This window comes from Candidatus Binatia bacterium (assembly GCA_036563615.1).
Lineage (GTDB): Bacteria > Desulfobacterota > Binatia > UBA12015 > UBA12015 > DATCMB01.
This window is the reverse complement of record DATCMB010000015.1, coordinates 24,753-40,864: the sequence shown is the minus strand read 5'-3', so window position 1 is coordinate 40,864 and position 16,112 is coordinate 24,753. Positions and strand designations below refer to the sequence as shown.

Genomic DNA, 16,112 nt, shown 5'->3' with positions numbered 1-16,112 from the left:
ACATCGACGGGGAGGTTTGGCACCTCGATGTCGGCTCGTCACATCCTGGGGCTGGAGCAGGTCCCAAGGGTTCGGCTGTTCGCCGATTAAAGTGGCACGCGAGCTGGGTTCAGAACGTCGTGAGACAGTTCGGTCCCTATCCGCCGCGGGCGGAGGAGATTTGAGGGGAGCTCTCCTTAGTACGAGAGGACCGGGAGGGACGCACCGCTAGTGTTCCGGTTGTCGCGCCAGCGGCACCGCCGGGTAGCTATGTGCGGACGGGATAACCGCTGAAAGCATATAAGCGGGAAGCCCACCCCAAGATGAGATCTCCCTGGGCGAAAGCCCCTGAAGGCCCGTCGAAGATGACGACGTTGATAGGCAGGGTGTGGAAGCGCAGCAATGCGTGTAGCTAACCTGTACTAATTGGCCGTGAGGCTTGACCACTATTGACGAGCTACCACGCTCGAGAGCTCTGGAAGCTCACTACCCAGTATGCAGCTCGTCCTTCGGGTCGCGAGATCCGCAAGGACGATCATCTTCCGGTGACAATGGCGAAGGTGCCCCACCCGTTCCCATCCCGAACACGGCAGTGAAAGCCTTCAGCGCCGATGGTACTGCGTCGTTTCGACGTGGGAGAGTAGGACGTCGCCGGATCTTAAAAAGGAAGGCCCGCCAGTTTCTGGCGGGCCTTTTCTTTTCCGAGCGTCGGTGCTCTCGAGCGTACCCATCGCGACGCGCCAGCGCGGTCTCGAGCTGCGCTGCGACGATCGGGTCGCCAGAGGCGACAGATCGCTCGGCGCGTCGCGCGCCCCAGCTCGATCTTCGAGCGCTTCCCCTGCGCGCACCGGCCCCACTGGAGTCCGAAGCCCGCGCGCCTGGTCCAGCCGAGGACGCGCTCGGCTCGCCGGCAAGAGTCACACAGCTGCGCGCGTCGCCGGTGCGCTCGACGGACGACGGTCAACCGGAGCAAGCGGCGTCGGCGAAGATCCCGGAAACCGTCCGCAGACGGCATTGCTCGCTCTCACCGCAGACCCAACCGCGCCGTGCAGGTCGACGGCTCGACGACGATCCCGCGCTGCGCCTCGAGTGCGAGCTCGAGCGCAACGAGCTCCGTCACCGTATCGCGAAGCGTGTCCCCCGACACCGCACGCACAAACAAAAACGCGCAGCACGGTGAACCGTGCTGCGCGTCGAGTTGCGGGGGTAGGATTTGAACCTACGACCTTCGGGTTATGAGCCCGACGAGCTACCGGACTGCTCCACCCCGCGACAGTTTCGGTAGCGAGCGAACGGCAGCCTGTCAATTCGCTCGCGCATCACCGCGAGAAATCGCGGAAAAAGTGAACGTCAGCGGCGCGCAGAACCCCAACCGGAGCGCGGACCCGGCGCACCGATCGGCTCGATCTTGGGGAGGCGCCACGGCATGTAGGGCGGCTTGCTGTCGATGATCCGCTTGCGCGCGCGCTTGATGCGCTCGCGCAGACGGTTGCGCGCGACGTTGTCCTCGAGCGCCTCGGCGATCTCGCTCCGACGGATGTCGATGCTGGCCTCGCCACCGTGCTGCCGCACCGTGAGCCGAACCACGTCGCCCTGCGAAGCGATCGCTTCCCACTCGAGCTTCTTGTCGATCGACCGGACGATCGCACCGAGGATGACCTGATGATCCTGCGCCATATGGCCGCTGTCGTTAGCCGAGGCGCAGGCCGATCTCAAGGCGCGCCGACGCTGCGCATCGTCAGGCTCGCAGCACGCATGGCCTTGCACGCTCGACGGGGCGAACCCCGGCAGCGCTGCCATGAAGGGTGTTGCATCGGCACCCGCAGCCCGCACGGACGCAAGCCTTCGCGGGGGCGTTGCAGCCCTGCCAGACCGCGCGACCGCCTCGGAGGCGCACGAACGACATGCGCAAGGGCATGTGCCTTGCAAACCCGCGCTCGGCCCCAACGCCGTACGATAGGCGAGCCACGGGCGTTTTACCGAGATTCCGGATTCCGACGACCTGACGACGTGCTCAGCCCTACGAGCCCGGAGGACGAGCGATGACGACGCGCCAGCAACGGGTGTTGGTGGTCGACGACGACCGCGAGATGCGCGGCGTCGTAGCGGGAACGCTGCGACGCGTCGGATACACGGTCCTCGAGGCAGGCGACGGCCCGGAAGCGCTCGACGTCGCGACGCGAACGCCGCCCGACCTCGTGCTGGTCGACATGACGTTGCCCGGCATGGACGGGGTCGAGGTCACGCGCCAGCTGAAGGCGATGCCGACGCTCGCCGCCGTGCCCGTCGTCGCCTTGAGCGCGCTCACGCAAAGCGTCGTGCGTGACCGTGCGCTGGCGGCAGGCTGTGCACACTACCTGACCAAGCCGTGCCCGCCGTCTGCGCTGCGCGACGTGGTCGCGCAGACGCTCGCCGCGACCCAGACCGCACGCTGCAGCTGACGCAGCGCCCAGGCCTGCTCGGACGCGTGGCGCGCGCTCTACCTGGCACGCGCGCCGCGCGAAGCGCGCGCGTGACGCGCTCCACCGCGCGACGAATGAGCGCGAGCCAACGAGCGCGAACGAATGGCTCGAACGGGCCAGCCAACGAGTGAATCCGCGCACGATGACCAGCGAGCGGCCCGCTACGAACGAAGCACGCCACGCTCCGGTTGCCGACCAACCACGGACGCTCTAAAGCGCCAACGATGCCCGTCGCACGGCTGCGGCCGATCAGCCGGCACATCGCGGCCGTCGATCTGCACGGTCGCTTCCAGGTCGCGAGCTTTCTCGTGCGCCACGAGCGTGGCCTGCTCCTGGTCGACGCCGGCTTCCCCGGCTGGCACTACGCGATCCTCACCGCCGCCGAATCGCTGCCGCGTCCGAACCAGATCACGCACATCGTTCTCACCCACGCGCACGCCGACCACATCGGCGGCGCGGCATTTCTCGCGCGGCACAGCGGCGCCGAGGTGATCGCCTCCGAGGTCGAGAAGCCGTTCATCGAGGGGCAGCCGCTCGCCCGCGCGGCGTGCGGAGTTCTGCCGTGGGTGGTGAACACCGTGAGTCGCTGGACGCAACGACCGCGCGTCGAGCCCGTGCAGGTGACGCGCACCGTCGCCGCGGGCGAGCACGTCCTCGACGTGCTGCGCGTCATCGACATCCCCGGTCACACGCCGGGACAGATCGCGCTGCTGCACGAGGAGGACGGCGTGCTGCTCTGCGCCGACGGTGTGTTCAACGTGCGCGGCGAGATCGGACACGACCCGATCCCCGGCGTCACGCTCGACCGCGCGCAAGCGGAAGCGTCGATGGAGCGTCTTGCCAAGCTCGGGTGTGCGGACGTCGTTCCGAGCCACGGGCCGGCCATTCTGGGCGACGCGCCCGAGCGCATCCTGCGCTTCCTCGAGCGCCGCGCGGCCTCCTGAGCGCCCTCTGCCCGCAGCAACCAACCAGCGCGCACGTCGGACGGCGCGCTTTACACCCGGCACGCCGCTCCATACGCTGCGCGCGATGAACGTTCGCCTGCTCACGATTCGCGCTCTGCTCGTCGTTGCGCTCGGCGTGCTGCTCTCGGTCTCCGGTGCGTCGCGCAGCGACGCGCAGCCATCCCCGACTGCGCAACCCGCGCCCGAGGCCACGAGCGCCGCGACGGAACGTCGTCCGCGCCTGCCGCTGATCTCGGCGAAGGGGCCGACGACGCGCGTCAAAGGCAAAATCATTCGCTCGTCGCGCGGCCGGAAGGGGCCGGTGCGGCTCCTCATCGAGCGTGACGACGGGCCGAGGCTCACCGCGCTCGTCGCACCGGACGACTACTGCGAGGAGAAGGGCCTTTCGCTGCGCGAGGGCGAGCCGGTCGAGCTCGAGGGGACGATGGTGAAGAGCCAGCGCCCCATCCTGATCGCCACCGCCGTCATCGTCGACGGCAAGACGATCCAGCTGCGCGACGCGGACGGCAACCTGATCGGCGCCGGCAAGCCCCGTCCCAAGCCCACGGCGGGCGCGAAGGCGAGCCTCTCGGGACCGCAGCCGTCGCCGCAAGCGAGCAAGTCCGAAGCGGGCCAGTAAGCGCGACGAGCCGGTGCGCGCTGGGCCGACGAGAAGCTCTCGGTCAGCGCGCCGGCGAATCCGCGGGCCAGCGTCGCTCGTGCGGCCACAGCGCCGTCTCGAGCGCGTGTGCCACCGCGAGGACGAACGCTTCGCGGCGATCCGCGGCCGTGAGCTGAACGCTCGTCGGCAGACCGTTCGCGGCGAGCCCCACCGGCACCGCGACCGTCGGCAACCGCGTCGCGTTGTGCAGCAGGGTGTACGACGCCATCGCCGGCGCGACCGGGACGTCGTTGCCGCCGATGTCGACCGTCGCACGGCCGATCGGCGGCGCGGTGATGGCCATCGTCGGCAGCACCAGGACGTCGACCTCGCGCGTCACGACGTCGGCCACCGTGCGCGCGATGCTCTCGCGCGCCTCCCGCGCTCGGGCGAGGGTCGCCGCATCGAGACCGGCGCTCAGCTCGAGCTGCTCGCGGACGTCGACACCGTACGCGTCGCGGTTGGCCGCGAAGAGCTGCGCGTGCTGCGCGTACGACTCGGCGAGCAGGACGATGCTCGCCGCGGAGTTCACCTGCTGCGCGTCGGGCAGCTTCACCTCGACGAGCTGCGCGCCGAGCTGCTCGAGCGTCCGCAGCGCCGTGGCCACTCCGGCTTCGACCTCGGCCGTCACCGGAAGCGGCCGGTAGGACGGCGCATGGCCGACGCGCAGGCCGCGCAACGAGCGCCCGAGCTCGCGCGTGAAGTCCTCCGCCGGTAGGTCGCGCGAGGTCGGGTCGTGCGGATCGAAGCCGGCGAGCGCATTGAGAGCGATCGCGCAATCCTCCGCCGTGCGCGCGAGCGGACCGACGTGATCGAGGCCGGTCGCGAGCGGATACGTTCCCCTCAGGCTCACGCGACCGTAGCTCGGCTTGATGCCGACGCAGCCGCACGCGGCGCTCGGGATGCGGATCGAGCCGCCGGTGTCGGTCCCGGTCGCGATCGGAACCAGCCCTGCGCCGACGGCCGCGCCCGATCCGCCGCTCGAGCCGCCCGGTACGTGTCCGTGGCGCCACGGGTTGTGCGTCGCGCCGAAGTGCGGGTTGTTGGTCGTCGTGCCCAAGGCGAACTCGTGCGTGTTCGTCTTGCCGACGACGACGGCTCCGGCCGCGAGCAGGCGACGAACGGGCTCCGCGTCCTCGGACGGGACGTGATCGCGGAAGAGCCCCGAGCCATACGTCGTGCGGACGCCGGCGGTGTCGGTCAGGTCCTTGATGCCGACCGGGATGCCGTGCAGCGGCCCGCGGTAGGTGCCGCGCGCGAGCTCCTCGCCGAGCTCGTCGGCACGGCGTAGCGCGCGCTCGGCGCAGACGGTGACGAACGCGTTGAGCCGCGGGTTCTCGCTCTCGATGCGGGCGAGGAAGTGCTCGACGACCTCGCGCGGCGACACCTCGCGGCGCTCGATGAGCCGCGCCAGCTCCGCAACCGGCTTTCGGTACAGCGCGTCGGACATCGAGCCGCGGCGTACCTGCAAGCGCTCGTCGGCACAAGCCGACCGCGCTTGTCTCGGAGCGAAGAAAAGGCGAAATCTCGTCATCGCCATGCCGCGCTCCGTGCCCTACGTCGAGCTCCGCTGTCGCAGCGCCTTCTCCTTCCTCGAGGGGGCCTCGACGCCCGAGGACCTCGCCGAGATCGCCGGCCGGCTCGGCCACGAGGCACTCGCGCTCGCCGATCGCGACGGCGTCTACGGCGCGCCGAGGTTCTGGAAGGCGGCGCGCGAGGCGGGCGTACGACCGCTGGTCGGCGCCGACGTCACGCTGTCGGAAGGCCCGTCCGGTGCGACGGCGCGCTTGCTGCTGCTGGTCGAGTCGCGCACGGGCTACCGCAACCTCTGCAAGCTGTTGACGCTCGGGCACGCGCGCGCGCCGAAGGGCAGCAGCGTCGTGACGCTCGACGAGATCGAAGAGCACGCGCAGGGTCTGCTCTGCCTGGCCGGCGGGCCGTCGAGCCCGCTGACCAACGCGCTGCGCCGGCGCGACACCTTCGCGGCCGGGCGTCTCGGCAAGCGCCTGCAGAGCATCTTCCCCGGGCGGCTGTGGATCGACGTGCAGCGCAGCTCCGATCGGCGGGTCGAGCGCCGCACGCGCGCGCTGCGCGATCTCGCGAGCATGCTGCGCATTCCGCTCGTCGCCACCGGCGACGTCGCGATGGCGCGCGCCGAGGAGCGCTCGGTGCTCGACGTCTTCTGCTGCCTCGCCGCGAAGACCACGCTCGACGCCGCCGGACGCCTCGTCGCTGCGAACGCGGAGCGCCACCTGGTCACGCCGCGCGAGATGGCGGAGCGCTTCCGCGACCTGCCGCGGGCCGTTGCCGCGACGCTGGCGATCGCCGAGCGCTGCGAGTTCACGCTCTCCGACCTCGGCTACCGCTTCCCCGAATACCCGCTGCCGCCCGGCGAGACGCCGATCGGGCATCTTCGATACTTGACGTACGCCGGAGCGCGCGAGCGCTACGGCGATCCGCTGTCGGAGCGGGTCGCGGCGCAGCTCGAGCACGAGCTCGCCGTGATCGGCAAGCTCGACCTCGCGGGCTACTTCCTGATCGTCTGGGACATCGTCCGCTTCTGTCGCGAGCGCGGCATCCTCGTGCAGGGCAGGGGATCCGCCGCGAACAGCGCCGTCTGCTACGCGCTCGGCATCACCGCGGTCGACGCCGTCGGCATGAACCTGCTGTTCGAACGCTTCCTCTCCGAGGAGCGCGGCGAGTGGCCCGACATCGACCTCGATCTGCCGTCGGGCGATCGTCGCGAGGAGGTCATCCAGTACGTCTACCGCCGCTACGGTCCGCAAGGACCGGTACGGGCCGGCGACGGCCGCACGGTGGGCTCGGGCGTCGCCATGACGGCGAACGTGATCACCTACCGCGTCCGCAGCGCGCTGCGCGACGCCGGCAAGGCGCTCGGCTTCCCCGAGCCGGAGATCGAGCGGCTCAGCAAGCTGCTCGCGCACCACGGCTTCCGCGACCGGGACGACACGCTGGTCGCGCAGCTCGAGGCCGGCGGGGTCGACGTCAACGCGCGCCGCGTGCGCTTGCTGATCCGTTGCGTCGAGGCCATGCAGGGGCTGCCGCGTCACCTCGGCCAGCACTCGGGCGGCATGGTGATCGCCGCCGGACGGCTCGACGAGATCGTCCCGCTCGAGCCCGCGAGCATGCCGGGACGCTCGGTCGTGCAGTGGGACAAGGACGACTGCGCCGACCTCGGCCTGATCAAGATCGACCTGCTCGGGCTCGGCATGATGGCGGTGCTCGAGGAGGCGATCCCGCTCGCGCGCGAGGCGGACGGCGTCGAGCTCGACCTCGCCAAGCTGCCGCAGGACGACCCAAAGACCTACGCGATGATCCGCCGCGCCGACACGATCGGCGTGTTCCAGATCGAGTCGCGCGCGCAGATGGCGACGCTGCCGCGGCTCAAGCCGCGGACCTTCTACGACCTGGTCGTCGAGGTCGCGATCATCCGTCCCGGTCCGATCGTCGGGCAGATGGTGCACCCGTACCTGAACCGGCGCGCGGGGCGCGAGCCGATCACCTATCCGCACCCGAAGCTCGAGCCGATCCTGCGTCGCACGCTCGGCGTGCCGCTCTTCCAGGAGCAGCTGCTGCGCATCGCCATGACGGTCGCCGGCTTCACGGGGGGAGAAGCCGAGGAGCTACGCCGCGCGATGGGCTTCAAGCGCTCGGTGGAGCGGATGCGGGCGATCGAGCGCAGGCTGCGCGACGGTCTCGCGGCGAACGGCATCGTCGGCGAGCGCGCCGACGCCATCGTGCGCAGCATCACCTCGTTCGCGCTCTACGGCTTTCCGGAATCGCACGCGGCGAGCTTCGCCTTGCTCGCGTACGCCTCGGCGTACCTGAAGGCGCACCATCCCGAGGCGTTCCTGTGCGCGCTGCTGAACGCCTGGCCGATGGGCTTCTACCACCCGGCGACGCTGGTGAAGGACGCCGAGCGGCACGGCGTGCGCGTCCTGCCGATCGACGTCCTGCGCTCGTCGTGGCGCTCGACGATCGAGCGCCCGGACGCCAGCGCGGCGTTGCAGAACGGCGGCGAGCCGTCGCGACGGGGCGGCAGCGCGCGCGCAGCGGTGCGGCTCGGCCTACGCTTCGTGCGCGGTCTGCGCGAGGCCGCCGCCCAGCGCCTGCTCGCGGCACGCGCCGAAGCCCCGATCCGCGACGTCGGCGACCTCGCGCGTCGCGCAGGGCTCCTCGAGAGCGAGCTGAGGACGCTCGCCGAGCTCGGCGCGCTCGCGACGATCGCGGGCGAGTCGCGTCGCACGGCGCTCTGGCAGGTGAGCGGGCTGCTGGCGCGCGAGCCCTTGTTCGCCGGGCTCACCCCGCAGGCCACGCGCACGCGCCCGCCCGACATGACGCCGTTCGAGAGCACGCTCGCCGACTACCGGGCGAGCGGCCTCACGACCGGTCCGCACCTCCTGGCTCACCTGCGGCCCGCGCTCGAGCGCGAGGGCGTGGTGCCGCTCCGACGCCTGCAGGAGAAGGCGAACGGCGCCTGGCTCAAGACCGCCGGGCTGGTCATCGTCCGGCAGCGCCCCGGCACCGCGAAGGGGATCTGCTTCCTCACCCTCGAGGACGAGACCGGGACCGGCAACGTCGTCGTCATGCCGGATCGCTACGCGCAGTTCCGGGTCGAGCTGCACACCTCGCCGCTGCTCGTCGTCGAGGGCCGCCTGCAGCGGCAGGACGGGGTCGTGCACCTCGAGGCGCGGCGGATGAAGGGGCTCACGCTGCCCGGTCCGACGCCGCCGTCACACGATTTTCACTGACCCCGATCGGGAAAATCGATTCCCGGGCGAGAAACGTCTTGAAAGTGACTTTCAATTTCGATAGTCGTGGGCTCATGGTCGTGTGCCTGTGCCAGGGGGTCTCCGACAAGCGGGTTCGTGCATGCATCGCGGCCGGCGCACGCACACGACAGCAGGTCACCGCGGCCTGCGGGGCGGGCGACGGCTGTGGTAGTTGTCACCGGACGATCAAGACGATGATCGTCGAGTGGCGTCGACAGGAAGCCGCCCAGGCCCTCCAGTCGCCCGCCGAGTACCTGCCCGAGACCGCGTCGTCCGCCGTCGCCTGAGCGGCGAGCGGGCTCGATTTCCCGCGCCGTCCCGGCCACACCCCCGTCCCTCGCGCGGGGGTGTGCACGTAGTTTTACGCGGCTTCGTTCTTGCACTGCGGGGCGTCGGCTGCATGTCGCCAGGGGTGAACTGCGATGCTGACGCAACGACGAGGCCCTTCCTTTTCGACCGACTCACGTACCCGAAGGCAGACCGTGCGCGAGCACTGGATTCCCCTCGGGCCGGGCGAAGGTGATCTACGCTGGCGCGGCTATCCGCAGGCGCCGACGGTGGTTTCCGACGACCTCGGATGGCGTGACAAGGAGGATCTGAGCGCGCCCGGCAGGCGCCGTCCCGACGCGCTGTCGGGCGGCGGCACGGCGCCCCGCGGCGGCGCAGCCGTGTAGACTCCGCGTATCACTGTAGCATAAACGCCACACTTGGGGTGTATCTAAAATGCGCCAGTCGGTGCTTGGCTGGCCATGGTTGGCCCTCCTCGCAGAGGGTGATAAGCCGTCCCCGTGGACGCTCTCGCGCCGCAGCGTGACGAAGGCCCGGTCGTCGTTCACGAGCCGGGGCCGATCGCCCGGCTGATCCTCAACCGACCGCGGCGGCGCAACGCGCTGTCGCACGAGCTGCTCGAGGCGCTGCTCGCGGCCCTCGACCGCTGCGCTTCGGACCCGCAGACGCGCGTCGTGGTCCTGGCGGGCAACGGTCCGGCGTTCAGCGCCGGGCACGACCTCCAGGAGCTTCAGGCGGCGACGTCGGCCGAGATCGAGCGGCTGTTCGCGCTGTGCTCGCGGGTGATGCTCCGGCTGCACGAGATCCCGCAGCCGGTCATCGCTCGCGTGCACGGCATCGCGACCGCCGCCGGCTGCCAGCTCGTCGCCGCCTGCGACCTCGCGATCGCAGCCGACGTCGCGACCTTCGCGACCCCGGGCGTCTCGATCGGGCTCTTCTGCTCGACGCCCGCCGTGCCCGTCGTGCGGGCGGTCGGTCGCAAGCGGGCGCTCGAGATGCTGTTCACCGGCGCGCCGATCGATGCGCAGACTGCGCTCGACTGGGGGCTCGTGAACCGGGTCGTGCCGCTGCAAGAGCTCGACGCCGAGATCGCGCGCTTCGCGGCGCGGATCGTCGCCGCGAGCCCCGAGACCATCGCGCTCGGCAAGCGCGCCTTCTACCGGCAGCTCGCGCTGCCGGAGGACGACGCCTACGCGCTGGCGGGCGCGGCGATGTGCGAGAACGCGGCGCTCGAGGACGCCCGCGAGGGCATCCGCGCCTTCCTCGAGAAGCGCCGGCCGGTGTGGGGCCGAAAGGGCTGAGCCCGGCGGCTGCGTCCGCGCGCGTCACGCGCCGACGCCGCGTCCGACCTCTGCGTCGCTCGCCGCCGGACCGAGGAGAAGACCACGCGCCGCGTCTCGCGCCGGGCGCGGCGCGACGGCTTCAGCTCTGCGTCGACCCCGAGCTCGGCTTGCCGTCGTTCGGCAGGATGCTCTCCCCGGACGCGTTCTTCTCGCGCAGCAGACGCAGCATCTCGTCGACGCCGCGGCTCGCGACGATGTCCTGCAGCTGCGAGCGGAAGTTCGCGACCAGGCTGACGTGCTCGATCGTGACGTCGATCACCTTCCACTGGCCCGCGTCGGACTTGCGGAGCCGGTAGTCGACCAGGATGTCGTCGCCGCCCCCGCGGATGATCTTGCTCTTGACGGTCCAGTCGCCGCGCGCCTCTTCGCGGTCGCCCGTGATCTCGATCGTCTCGTTGCGGTAGCTCTCGATGTTGCGGCCGTAGGTCACCGACAGGTGCCGCTTGAACTCCTCGATGAACTCCTTTTGCTGCTCGGGGGTGAGCTTGCGCCAGTTCCGCGCCAGCACCAGCTTGGCGATGGTGTCGAAGTCGAAGCGCGCGTAGGCGATGTCCTCGATGCGACGGAGCTTCTGGTCGGAGGACAGGCTGCCGTCCTTGAGCACGGCGAGGACCTCGTCCGCGGTCTCCTGGATGAAGGCGCGCGGCGTCTGCTCCGCCGACGCGACGACGGCCGTCCACGCGAGCGTCACCACCAGCGCGGCGACCGTCACGAAAGATCTCCTGATTCTCACGGAAGCACCTCTTCGTCCGTATCCTCCGGGAAGTAGAGATCGTCGTCGTCGATGGCAGTCCCGCTTTCCGACTCCCCGCGGATCAGCCTTTCGCGGCGCTGCGTGTAGGCGCTGCGCACGGCGATGTAGAAGTCGAGCGACGCGCGGCGCGCGGCGTCGACGTCCTCGAGCAGCAGCGAGCGCGTGTTGACCGTCTGGATGACGCGCGCACCCGCCAGCGTGAAGATGTCACCGAAGATGGTCGCGATGTCGAGGTACGAGTCCGCGACCAGCCCGACCGTGTCGCGCGGGCTCGACGGGCCGAACACCGGCCACACGAGGTAGGGTCCCGAGGGCACGCCCCAGATCCCGAGCGTCTGACCGAAGTCGGAGGTGTGCTTCGGCAGCCCCATGTCGGTCGCCCAGTCGAAGATGCCGCCGATGCCGACGGTCGTGTTGACCGCGAAGCGGCACAGCGTGATCGCGGCCGGGTCGATCTGACCTTGCAGGAGGTCGTTCACGAACCGCGCGGGAAATTTGAGGTTGTCGAAGAAGTTGTCGACGCCGCGCTGCACCGGGCGCGGCATGACGTAGTCCCAGCCGGTCGCGACGGGCTTGAGGACGTAGTGGTCGAGGTCCTCGTTGAAGTCGAACATGGTGCGGTTGAACGGCTCCCACGGATCGTCGACCGAGCCGCTCGGCTCGCTCGACACGTCGCGCGCCGCAGCGGCGGTCGCGGCTGCGTCGGGCGCCGTCGCCTGCGCGTGCGCGGACGGCGTCGAGGGAAAGCCGAGCGCGCAGCAGAGCAGGGCTGCGAGGCCGCCGTTCGCAACGAGTCGCGCGAGCGGGCTCATCGCTCCGCGTCCCCGGCGGCGCCCCCGTCTCCGCCTGCAGCGCCACCGCTTCCCGAAGCGCCGCCCGAGCCGCCGCCATCGACGCCGGCGTTGTGCACCATCTTGCCGATCAGCCGCTCGAGGATCACCGCCGATTCCGTGAAGGTGATCTCGTCTCCGTTCTGCAGGATCTGGTCGTCGCCGCCGACCTGCAACGAGACGTAGCGGTCGCCGAGCACGCCGGCGGTCACGATCGACGCGCTGGTGTCGATCGGCAGCTCCAGATCCGGCCGGACGTCGAGCGCGACACGCGCGCGGTAGTCGTAGTTGAGCGTGATCTCGGCGACCTGGCCGACCTTGACGCCGGCGATCTCGACCGGCGCGCGCGGCTTGAGACCGCCCGTCTGGTCGAAGTTCGCGTAGAGGCGCAGGCCGCCGTTGTTCAGCAGCGGGTTGGCGGCGACGCGGAAGGCGAGGGTTGCGATCGCTACGAGCCCAACCAGCACGAAGAGCCCTGCGACCAGATCGCGCGCAGGTGAACGGCTCATCAAAGCTCGATCCCCCAGAGTGCGGTGAGAAAGTAGTCGCCGATCAGGATCGCGACCGAGGTGATCACCACGGTCGACGTGGTGGCCGCGCTGACGCCGGCGGCGGTCGGTGTGGAGAAGTAGCCGCGGAAGGTCGCGATCAAGCCGGCGAGGGCGCCGAACACCAGCGCCTTCACCAAGCTGCCCATGACGTCCTCACCGAAGCGGACGTTGGACGTCAAGCTGGACGTGAACACACCGGCGTCGAGACCCATCAGGGTGACGCCGATCAGGTACGCGCCGGCGATTCCGAACAGGATGAACAGCGCGTTCAGCATCGGCATGACGGCGACCATCGCGACCGCCTTCGGCGACACGACGAAGCTCACCGGATCGATCGACATCATGCGCAGGCCGTCGAGCTGCTCGGTGGTGACCATCGAGGCGATCTCGGCCGCGGTCGCCGAGCCGGCGCGCCCGGTGACCAGCAGCGCGCTCAGCACCGGACCGAGCTCGCGGATCAGCGACAGCCCGACCACGGCCCCGAGCGAGCTCTCGGCGCCGAAGCGCACGAGCGTGTTGTAGCCCTGCAGCCCGAGCACCATGCCGACCGCCAGGCCGGAGATGCAGACGATGATCAGCGACAGGACGCCGAGGTTGTAGAGCTCTTCGAGGTAGCGTCGGAAGCGATAGGGCGGCAGGACGGTCGCGCGCACGATCGCGCCGGCGAACTTCGCCATCCGTCCGAGCTCCGCCACGAACACCAGGAAGCGGAATCCGATTTCACGAATCGCATTCAGCATCGCCGGTCAGGACGGAGCGCCGCCGCGTTCGATGGTGTCCCACCAGCCGTTCGAGCCCGGCTCGTCCGACTCGTCGAGGTCCTCGTTGAAGAAGCCCGCGACCTCCGGATCGTCGCTCGCCCGCAGCTCCTGCGGCGTCCCCTGCACGACGCGGCCGGGCAGCAGAAGCAGCACCTGATCGGCGAGCCGCATGGTCGACGGGATGTGGTGCGAGACCACGAGCAGCGTCGTGCCGAAGCGGTGGTTGATCCCGGCGAGCAGCGACTCGATACGCTTCAGCGACAGCGGATCGAGGCCGGAGAACGGCTCGTCGCAGAGCAGGATCTCGGGCTCGGAGATCATGGCGCGCGCGAGCGCCGCACGACGCAGCATGCCGCCCGAGAGCTGGCCGGGGAGGAGGTTCTCGCAGCCGGCGAGCCCGACCGCGGCGAGCCGCTGGCGGACCCGCGCGTCGATCTCCGCGGGCGAGGCTTCGGTGTTCTCGCGCAGCGGCAGGGCGAGGTTGTCGTAGACCGTCAGCGAGTCCAGAAGCGCTCCGCCCTGAAAGAGCATGCCGAGACGTGAGCGGACGTCGCACAGCTCGCGCTCCGAGAGGCTCGTGATGTCTCGGCCGGCGACCTCGATGCGGCCGGCGTGCGGCCGGACGAGTCCGCCGATGAGCCGGAGCAGCGTGCTCTTACCGGATCCACTCCCGCCGAGTATGACCGAGATGCGGCCGCGAGCAAACGCGCACGACAGGCCGTCGAAGACGACGCGGTCGTCGAAAGCCATCTCGACGTCGCGCAGGGCGACGTGTGGCTCGAGCGCGCGAACCGGATCCATGCGGGAGCCCGAAGCCTGTAACAGAGGCCTCGCGCTCACTCCACGCAAGTCGCGCGCTTCGCTCCGGGGCCGGCGTTCGTCAAGCAACGAGCGGCGGGCGCGGCGCCGGCGACGCCATCCGCCACCGGGGCTCGACCGCTACGGACCCGCGAGGCTCCGCTGGCCTCGCGCACGGTGCGCGCGAAGCGGTGCCGCCGAGGGGATCAGGCCGCCTGCGGGATGCGGTGATCCCCGTCGTGGGCGCCCTTCTCGCACGGCCAGCCGCGCGCGGCCAGCGTGGCGAAGAGGATGGCGGCGACGCCGGCGACCAGGGCCACGGTGAGCACGACGAGCCCAGCTGTGGGATCCATCGGCACCGCGAGGAACCCGTCCGGGACGGGCGCCAAGGGGCCGGGAACGAACGTCATCATCGATCCGACCTCCTTTCCGTCACTCACTGTAAGCACCGGGAACTTACATGCAACCCTGCACGTAAATTTTCAGGGAATCGATAAGTGGGGCTAATCGACTGCCAAGCCATGCACGTGGCGCGAAGCTCGCGGCGCCAGAGCTCGAGGAGCGTTCTGTGGCCTCGAGCGGGAGGCGGGCAGCGCCGCCGCGACCTCGAGTCGGGCTGCGCCGCGCCGGGAGGGAGATGCGCCCGCCAGGAATCGAACCTGGACTTAGGGTTCCGGAGACCCTCGTGATATCCTTTTCACCACGGGCGCGTGACGGCGTTTCCTACTACTACACGCCGACGCGTGTCGCCACGTGGCGCCCGGAATCACGGCGTACGGGCGACCAGTTCACGCATCTCGCGTAGCAGCTGCTCGTGGATTCGCCCATTGCTGGCGAGCGTCTGGCGCGCCTCGACGCCCGGCTCGTCGCCCAGGAAATCGGTCACCCGACCGCCCGCCTGGCGGACGATCAGCGAGCCCGCGGCGACGTCCCACGGGTGGAGGTTCCACTCCCAGAAGCCGTCGAGACGGCCGCAGGCGACCCAGGCGAGGTCGAGGGCCGCGGCGCCGATCCGCCGGATGTCGCGCGTCGCGACGAGCATCCGCCGCCAGAAGGAGAGGTAGAACTCGGCCCGCTCGCGCCGGTCGTAGGGAAATCCGGTCGCGACCAGCGCGGCATCGAGCTCGGGCGTCGCGGACACCGAGATCGGGGCGCCGTTGCAGGTGGCCAGGGAGTCCGTGGCCGCCGTGAAGAGCTCGTCGCGCATCGGGTCGTAGACCGCCGCCGCGACCGGCATCGCCCGGCGGGCAGGGAAGCTCGCGGCGTCGGAGGGGTCGGCCACGTCGTCGGGTAGGCGGACCGCGGCGATCGACACCGCGAAGTGCGGCACGCCGTGCGCGAAGTTGGTGGTGCCGTCGAGCGGGTCGACCACCCAGCAGATCCGCTCGCCGTCCGCGGCCTCGCCCCGCACGAAGCCCGATTCCTCGCCGAGCCGCGCGTGCCCCGGGAAGGCGCGGGCGAGCCGCGCCATGACCAGGCGCTCGGCCGCGCGATCCGTGTCGGTCACCAGATCGACGGTCGCGGACTTGGTGCCGATGGTCCGCGGAACCGCATAGCGCTCGCGGATCAGCCGACCGGCCTCGCGGGCCGTCTCGGCCGCGACGCGCAGGAGCTCCTCCGGTGACGACGCCACGGACGTCCTTAGCGAGCGCCGCCGCGCGCGGGCAACGTCGGCCGGTTCGCAGACAGCGTCGAACGATTTCCGGGGCGGTTCCGGCCACGCCGCCTTGCGCGCCCGGCGGACGTTTCGTATCTCGGTGCTCCCCAAGCGACCTGGCGACCCCGACGGGGGACCGCTAGAAACCCCGCGTCGACCCGCGTGGGCGGTCGCCAAGTTGGTAAGGCACCGGACTTTGGATCCGGCATTCGAAGGTTCGAATCCTTCCCGCCCAGCTTCCGACGGCGATGCCAAACGGGCGACGGTGAGGGAGAAACGAGACGTCGGCGG

General features: G+C 70.3%; 16 protein-coding genes, 3 tRNA genes and 2 rRNA genes. 10 read left to right on the top strand and 11 right to left on the bottom strand.

Annotated features, from left to right (window positions below):
- A 23S ribosomal RNA gene (locus tag VIS07_12775) occupies nt 1-426 on the top strand; the annotation flags it as partial.
- A 94-nt stretch (nt 427-520) separates the two neighbouring features.
- Nucleotides 521-636 (top strand): 5S ribosomal RNA (gene rrf, locus VIS07_12770).
- 541 nt (nt 637-1,177) lie between these two features.
- On the opposite strand, the gene VIS07_12765 is transcribed toward rrf, so the two are convergent.
- Both VIS07_12765 and VIS07_12760 read right to left on the bottom strand, forming a co-directional pair.
- Nucleotides 1,178-1,251 (bottom strand) — tRNA-Met (locus tag VIS07_12765).
- Nucleotides 1,252-1,329: 78 nt separating this feature from the next.
- Nucleotides 1,330-1,779 (bottom strand): hypothetical protein, encoded by a 450-nt coding sequence (locus tag VIS07_12760; GenBank protein ID HEY8516376.1) that lies wholly within the window; start codon nt 1,777-1,779, stop codon nt 1,330-1,332.
- A gap of 242 nt (nt 1,780-2,021) precedes the next feature.
- On the opposite strand from VIS07_12760, the gene VIS07_12755 reads away from it, so the two are divergent.
- The 3 genes from VIS07_12755 to VIS07_12745 all read left to right on the top strand — a co-directional run bounded on the left by VIS07_12755 (nt 2,022) and on the right by VIS07_12745 (nt 4,025).
- Nucleotides 2,022-2,420, top strand: a complete 399-nt coding sequence (locus VIS07_12755) for a response regulator (protein HEY8516375.1) — start codon at nt 2,022-2,024, stop codon at nt 2,418-2,420.
- Between the two features lie 245 nt (nt 2,421-2,665).
- Nucleotides 2,666-3,385, top strand: a complete 720-nt coding sequence (locus tag VIS07_12750) for an MBL fold metallo-hydrolase (GenBank protein ID HEY8516374.1) — start codon at nt 2,666-2,668, stop codon at nt 3,383-3,385.
- A gap of 322 nt (nt 3,386-3,707) precedes the next feature.
- Nucleotides 3,708-4,025, top strand: a complete 318-nt coding sequence (locus VIS07_12745) for a hypothetical protein (protein ID HEY8516373.1) — start codon at nt 3,708-3,710, stop codon at nt 4,023-4,025.
- Nucleotides 4,026-4,068: 43 nt separating this feature from the next.
- Here the strand turns inward: VIS07_12745 and VIS07_12740 are convergent, their stop codons facing one another.
- Nucleotides 4,069-5,496 (bottom strand): amidase, encoded by a 1,428-nt coding sequence (locus tag VIS07_12740; GenBank protein ID HEY8516372.1) that lies wholly within the window; start codon nt 5,494-5,496, stop codon nt 4,069-4,071.
- Nucleotides 5,497-5,584: 88 nt separating this feature from the next.
- Between VIS07_12740 and VIS07_12735 the strand changes: the two genes are divergently transcribed.
- The 4 genes from VIS07_12735 to VIS07_12720 all read left to right on the top strand — a co-directional run bounded on the left by VIS07_12735 (nt 5,585) and on the right by VIS07_12720 (nt 10,428).
- Entirely contained in the window at nt 5,585-8,818 is a 3,234-nt protein-coding gene (locus tag VIS07_12735; protein ID HEY8516371.1) for an error-prone DNA polymerase, read from the top strand.
- A 44-nt stretch (nt 8,819-8,862) separates the two neighbouring features.
- Nucleotides 8,863-9,126, top strand: a complete 264-nt coding sequence (locus tag VIS07_12730; protein ID HEY8516370.1) for a (2Fe-2S)-binding protein — start codon at nt 8,863-8,865, stop codon at nt 9,124-9,126.
- Nucleotides 9,127-9,321: 195 nt separating this feature from the next.
- Nucleotides 9,322-9,513 (top strand): hypothetical protein, encoded by a 192-nt coding sequence (locus VIS07_12725; GenBank protein HEY8516369.1) that lies wholly within the window; start codon nt 9,322-9,324, stop codon nt 9,511-9,513.
- 114 nt (nt 9,514-9,627) lie between these two features.
- Nucleotides 9,628-10,428 (top strand): enoyl-CoA hydratase, encoded by an 801-nt coding sequence (locus VIS07_12720; protein ID HEY8516368.1) that lies wholly within the window; start codon nt 9,628-9,630, stop codon nt 10,426-10,428.
- 121 nt (nt 10,429-10,549) lie between these two features.
- Here the strand turns inward: VIS07_12720 and VIS07_12715 are convergent, their stop codons facing one another.
- From VIS07_12715 to VIS07_12680, 8 genes are all read right to left on the bottom strand, one after another.
- Nucleotides 10,550-11,182 (bottom strand): ABC transporter substrate-binding protein, encoded by a 633-nt coding sequence (locus VIS07_12715; GenBank protein HEY8516367.1) that lies wholly within the window; start codon nt 11,180-11,182, stop codon nt 10,550-10,552.
- Between the two features lie 17 nt (nt 11,183-11,199).
- Nucleotides 11,200-12,036 (bottom strand): VacJ family lipoprotein, encoded by an 837-nt coding sequence (locus VIS07_12710; GenBank protein ID HEY8516366.1) that lies wholly within the window; start codon nt 12,034-12,036, stop codon nt 11,200-11,202.
- On the bottom strand, nt 12,033-12,563 hold the full coding sequence (gene mlaD / locus VIS07_12705; GenBank protein HEY8516365.1) for an outer membrane lipid asymmetry maintenance protein MlaD: 531 nt from the start codon (nt 12,561-12,563) through the stop codon (nt 12,033-12,035). Before mlaD ends, VIS07_12710 begins: the two co-directional genes overlap by 4 nt.
- Nucleotides 12,563-13,282 carry an MlaE family lipid ABC transporter permease subunit gene (locus VIS07_12700; protein ID HEY8516364.1) on the bottom strand — a complete coding sequence of 240 codons (720 nt, stop codon included), beginning with the start codon at nt 13,280-13,282 and terminating at the stop codon, nt 12,563-12,565. Before VIS07_12700 ends, mlaD begins: the two co-directional genes overlap by 1 nt.
- Nucleotides 13,283-13,351: 69 nt before the next feature.
- Nucleotides 13,352-14,167 carry an ATP-binding cassette domain-containing protein gene (locus tag VIS07_12695; GenBank protein HEY8516363.1) on the bottom strand — a complete coding sequence of 272 codons (816 nt, stop codon included), beginning with the start codon at nt 14,165-14,167 and terminating at the stop codon, nt 13,352-13,354.
- Between the two features lie 203 nt (nt 14,168-14,370).
- The gene (locus VIS07_12690; protein ID HEY8516362.1) at nt 14,371-14,577 is read right to left on the bottom strand and encodes a hypothetical protein; all 207 of its coding nucleotides are present in this window, start codon (nt 14,575-14,577) and stop codon (nt 14,371-14,373) included.
- A gap of 225 nt (nt 14,578-14,802) precedes the next feature.
- Nucleotides 14,803-14,874, bottom strand: a tRNA-Arg gene (locus VIS07_12685).
- A 56-nt stretch (nt 14,875-14,930) separates the two neighbouring features.
- A complete protein-coding gene (locus VIS07_12680) occupies nt 14,931-15,932 on the bottom strand; it encodes an inositol monophosphatase family protein (protein ID HEY8516361.1) in 1,002 nt (333 codons plus the stop codon).
- Between the two features lie 52 nt (nt 15,933-15,984).
- Here VIS07_12680 and VIS07_12675 point away from each other — a divergent pair.
- Nucleotides 15,985-16,057, top strand: a tRNA-Gln gene (locus VIS07_12675).
- The last annotated feature ends 55 nt before the right edge of the window (nt 16,058-16,112 follow it).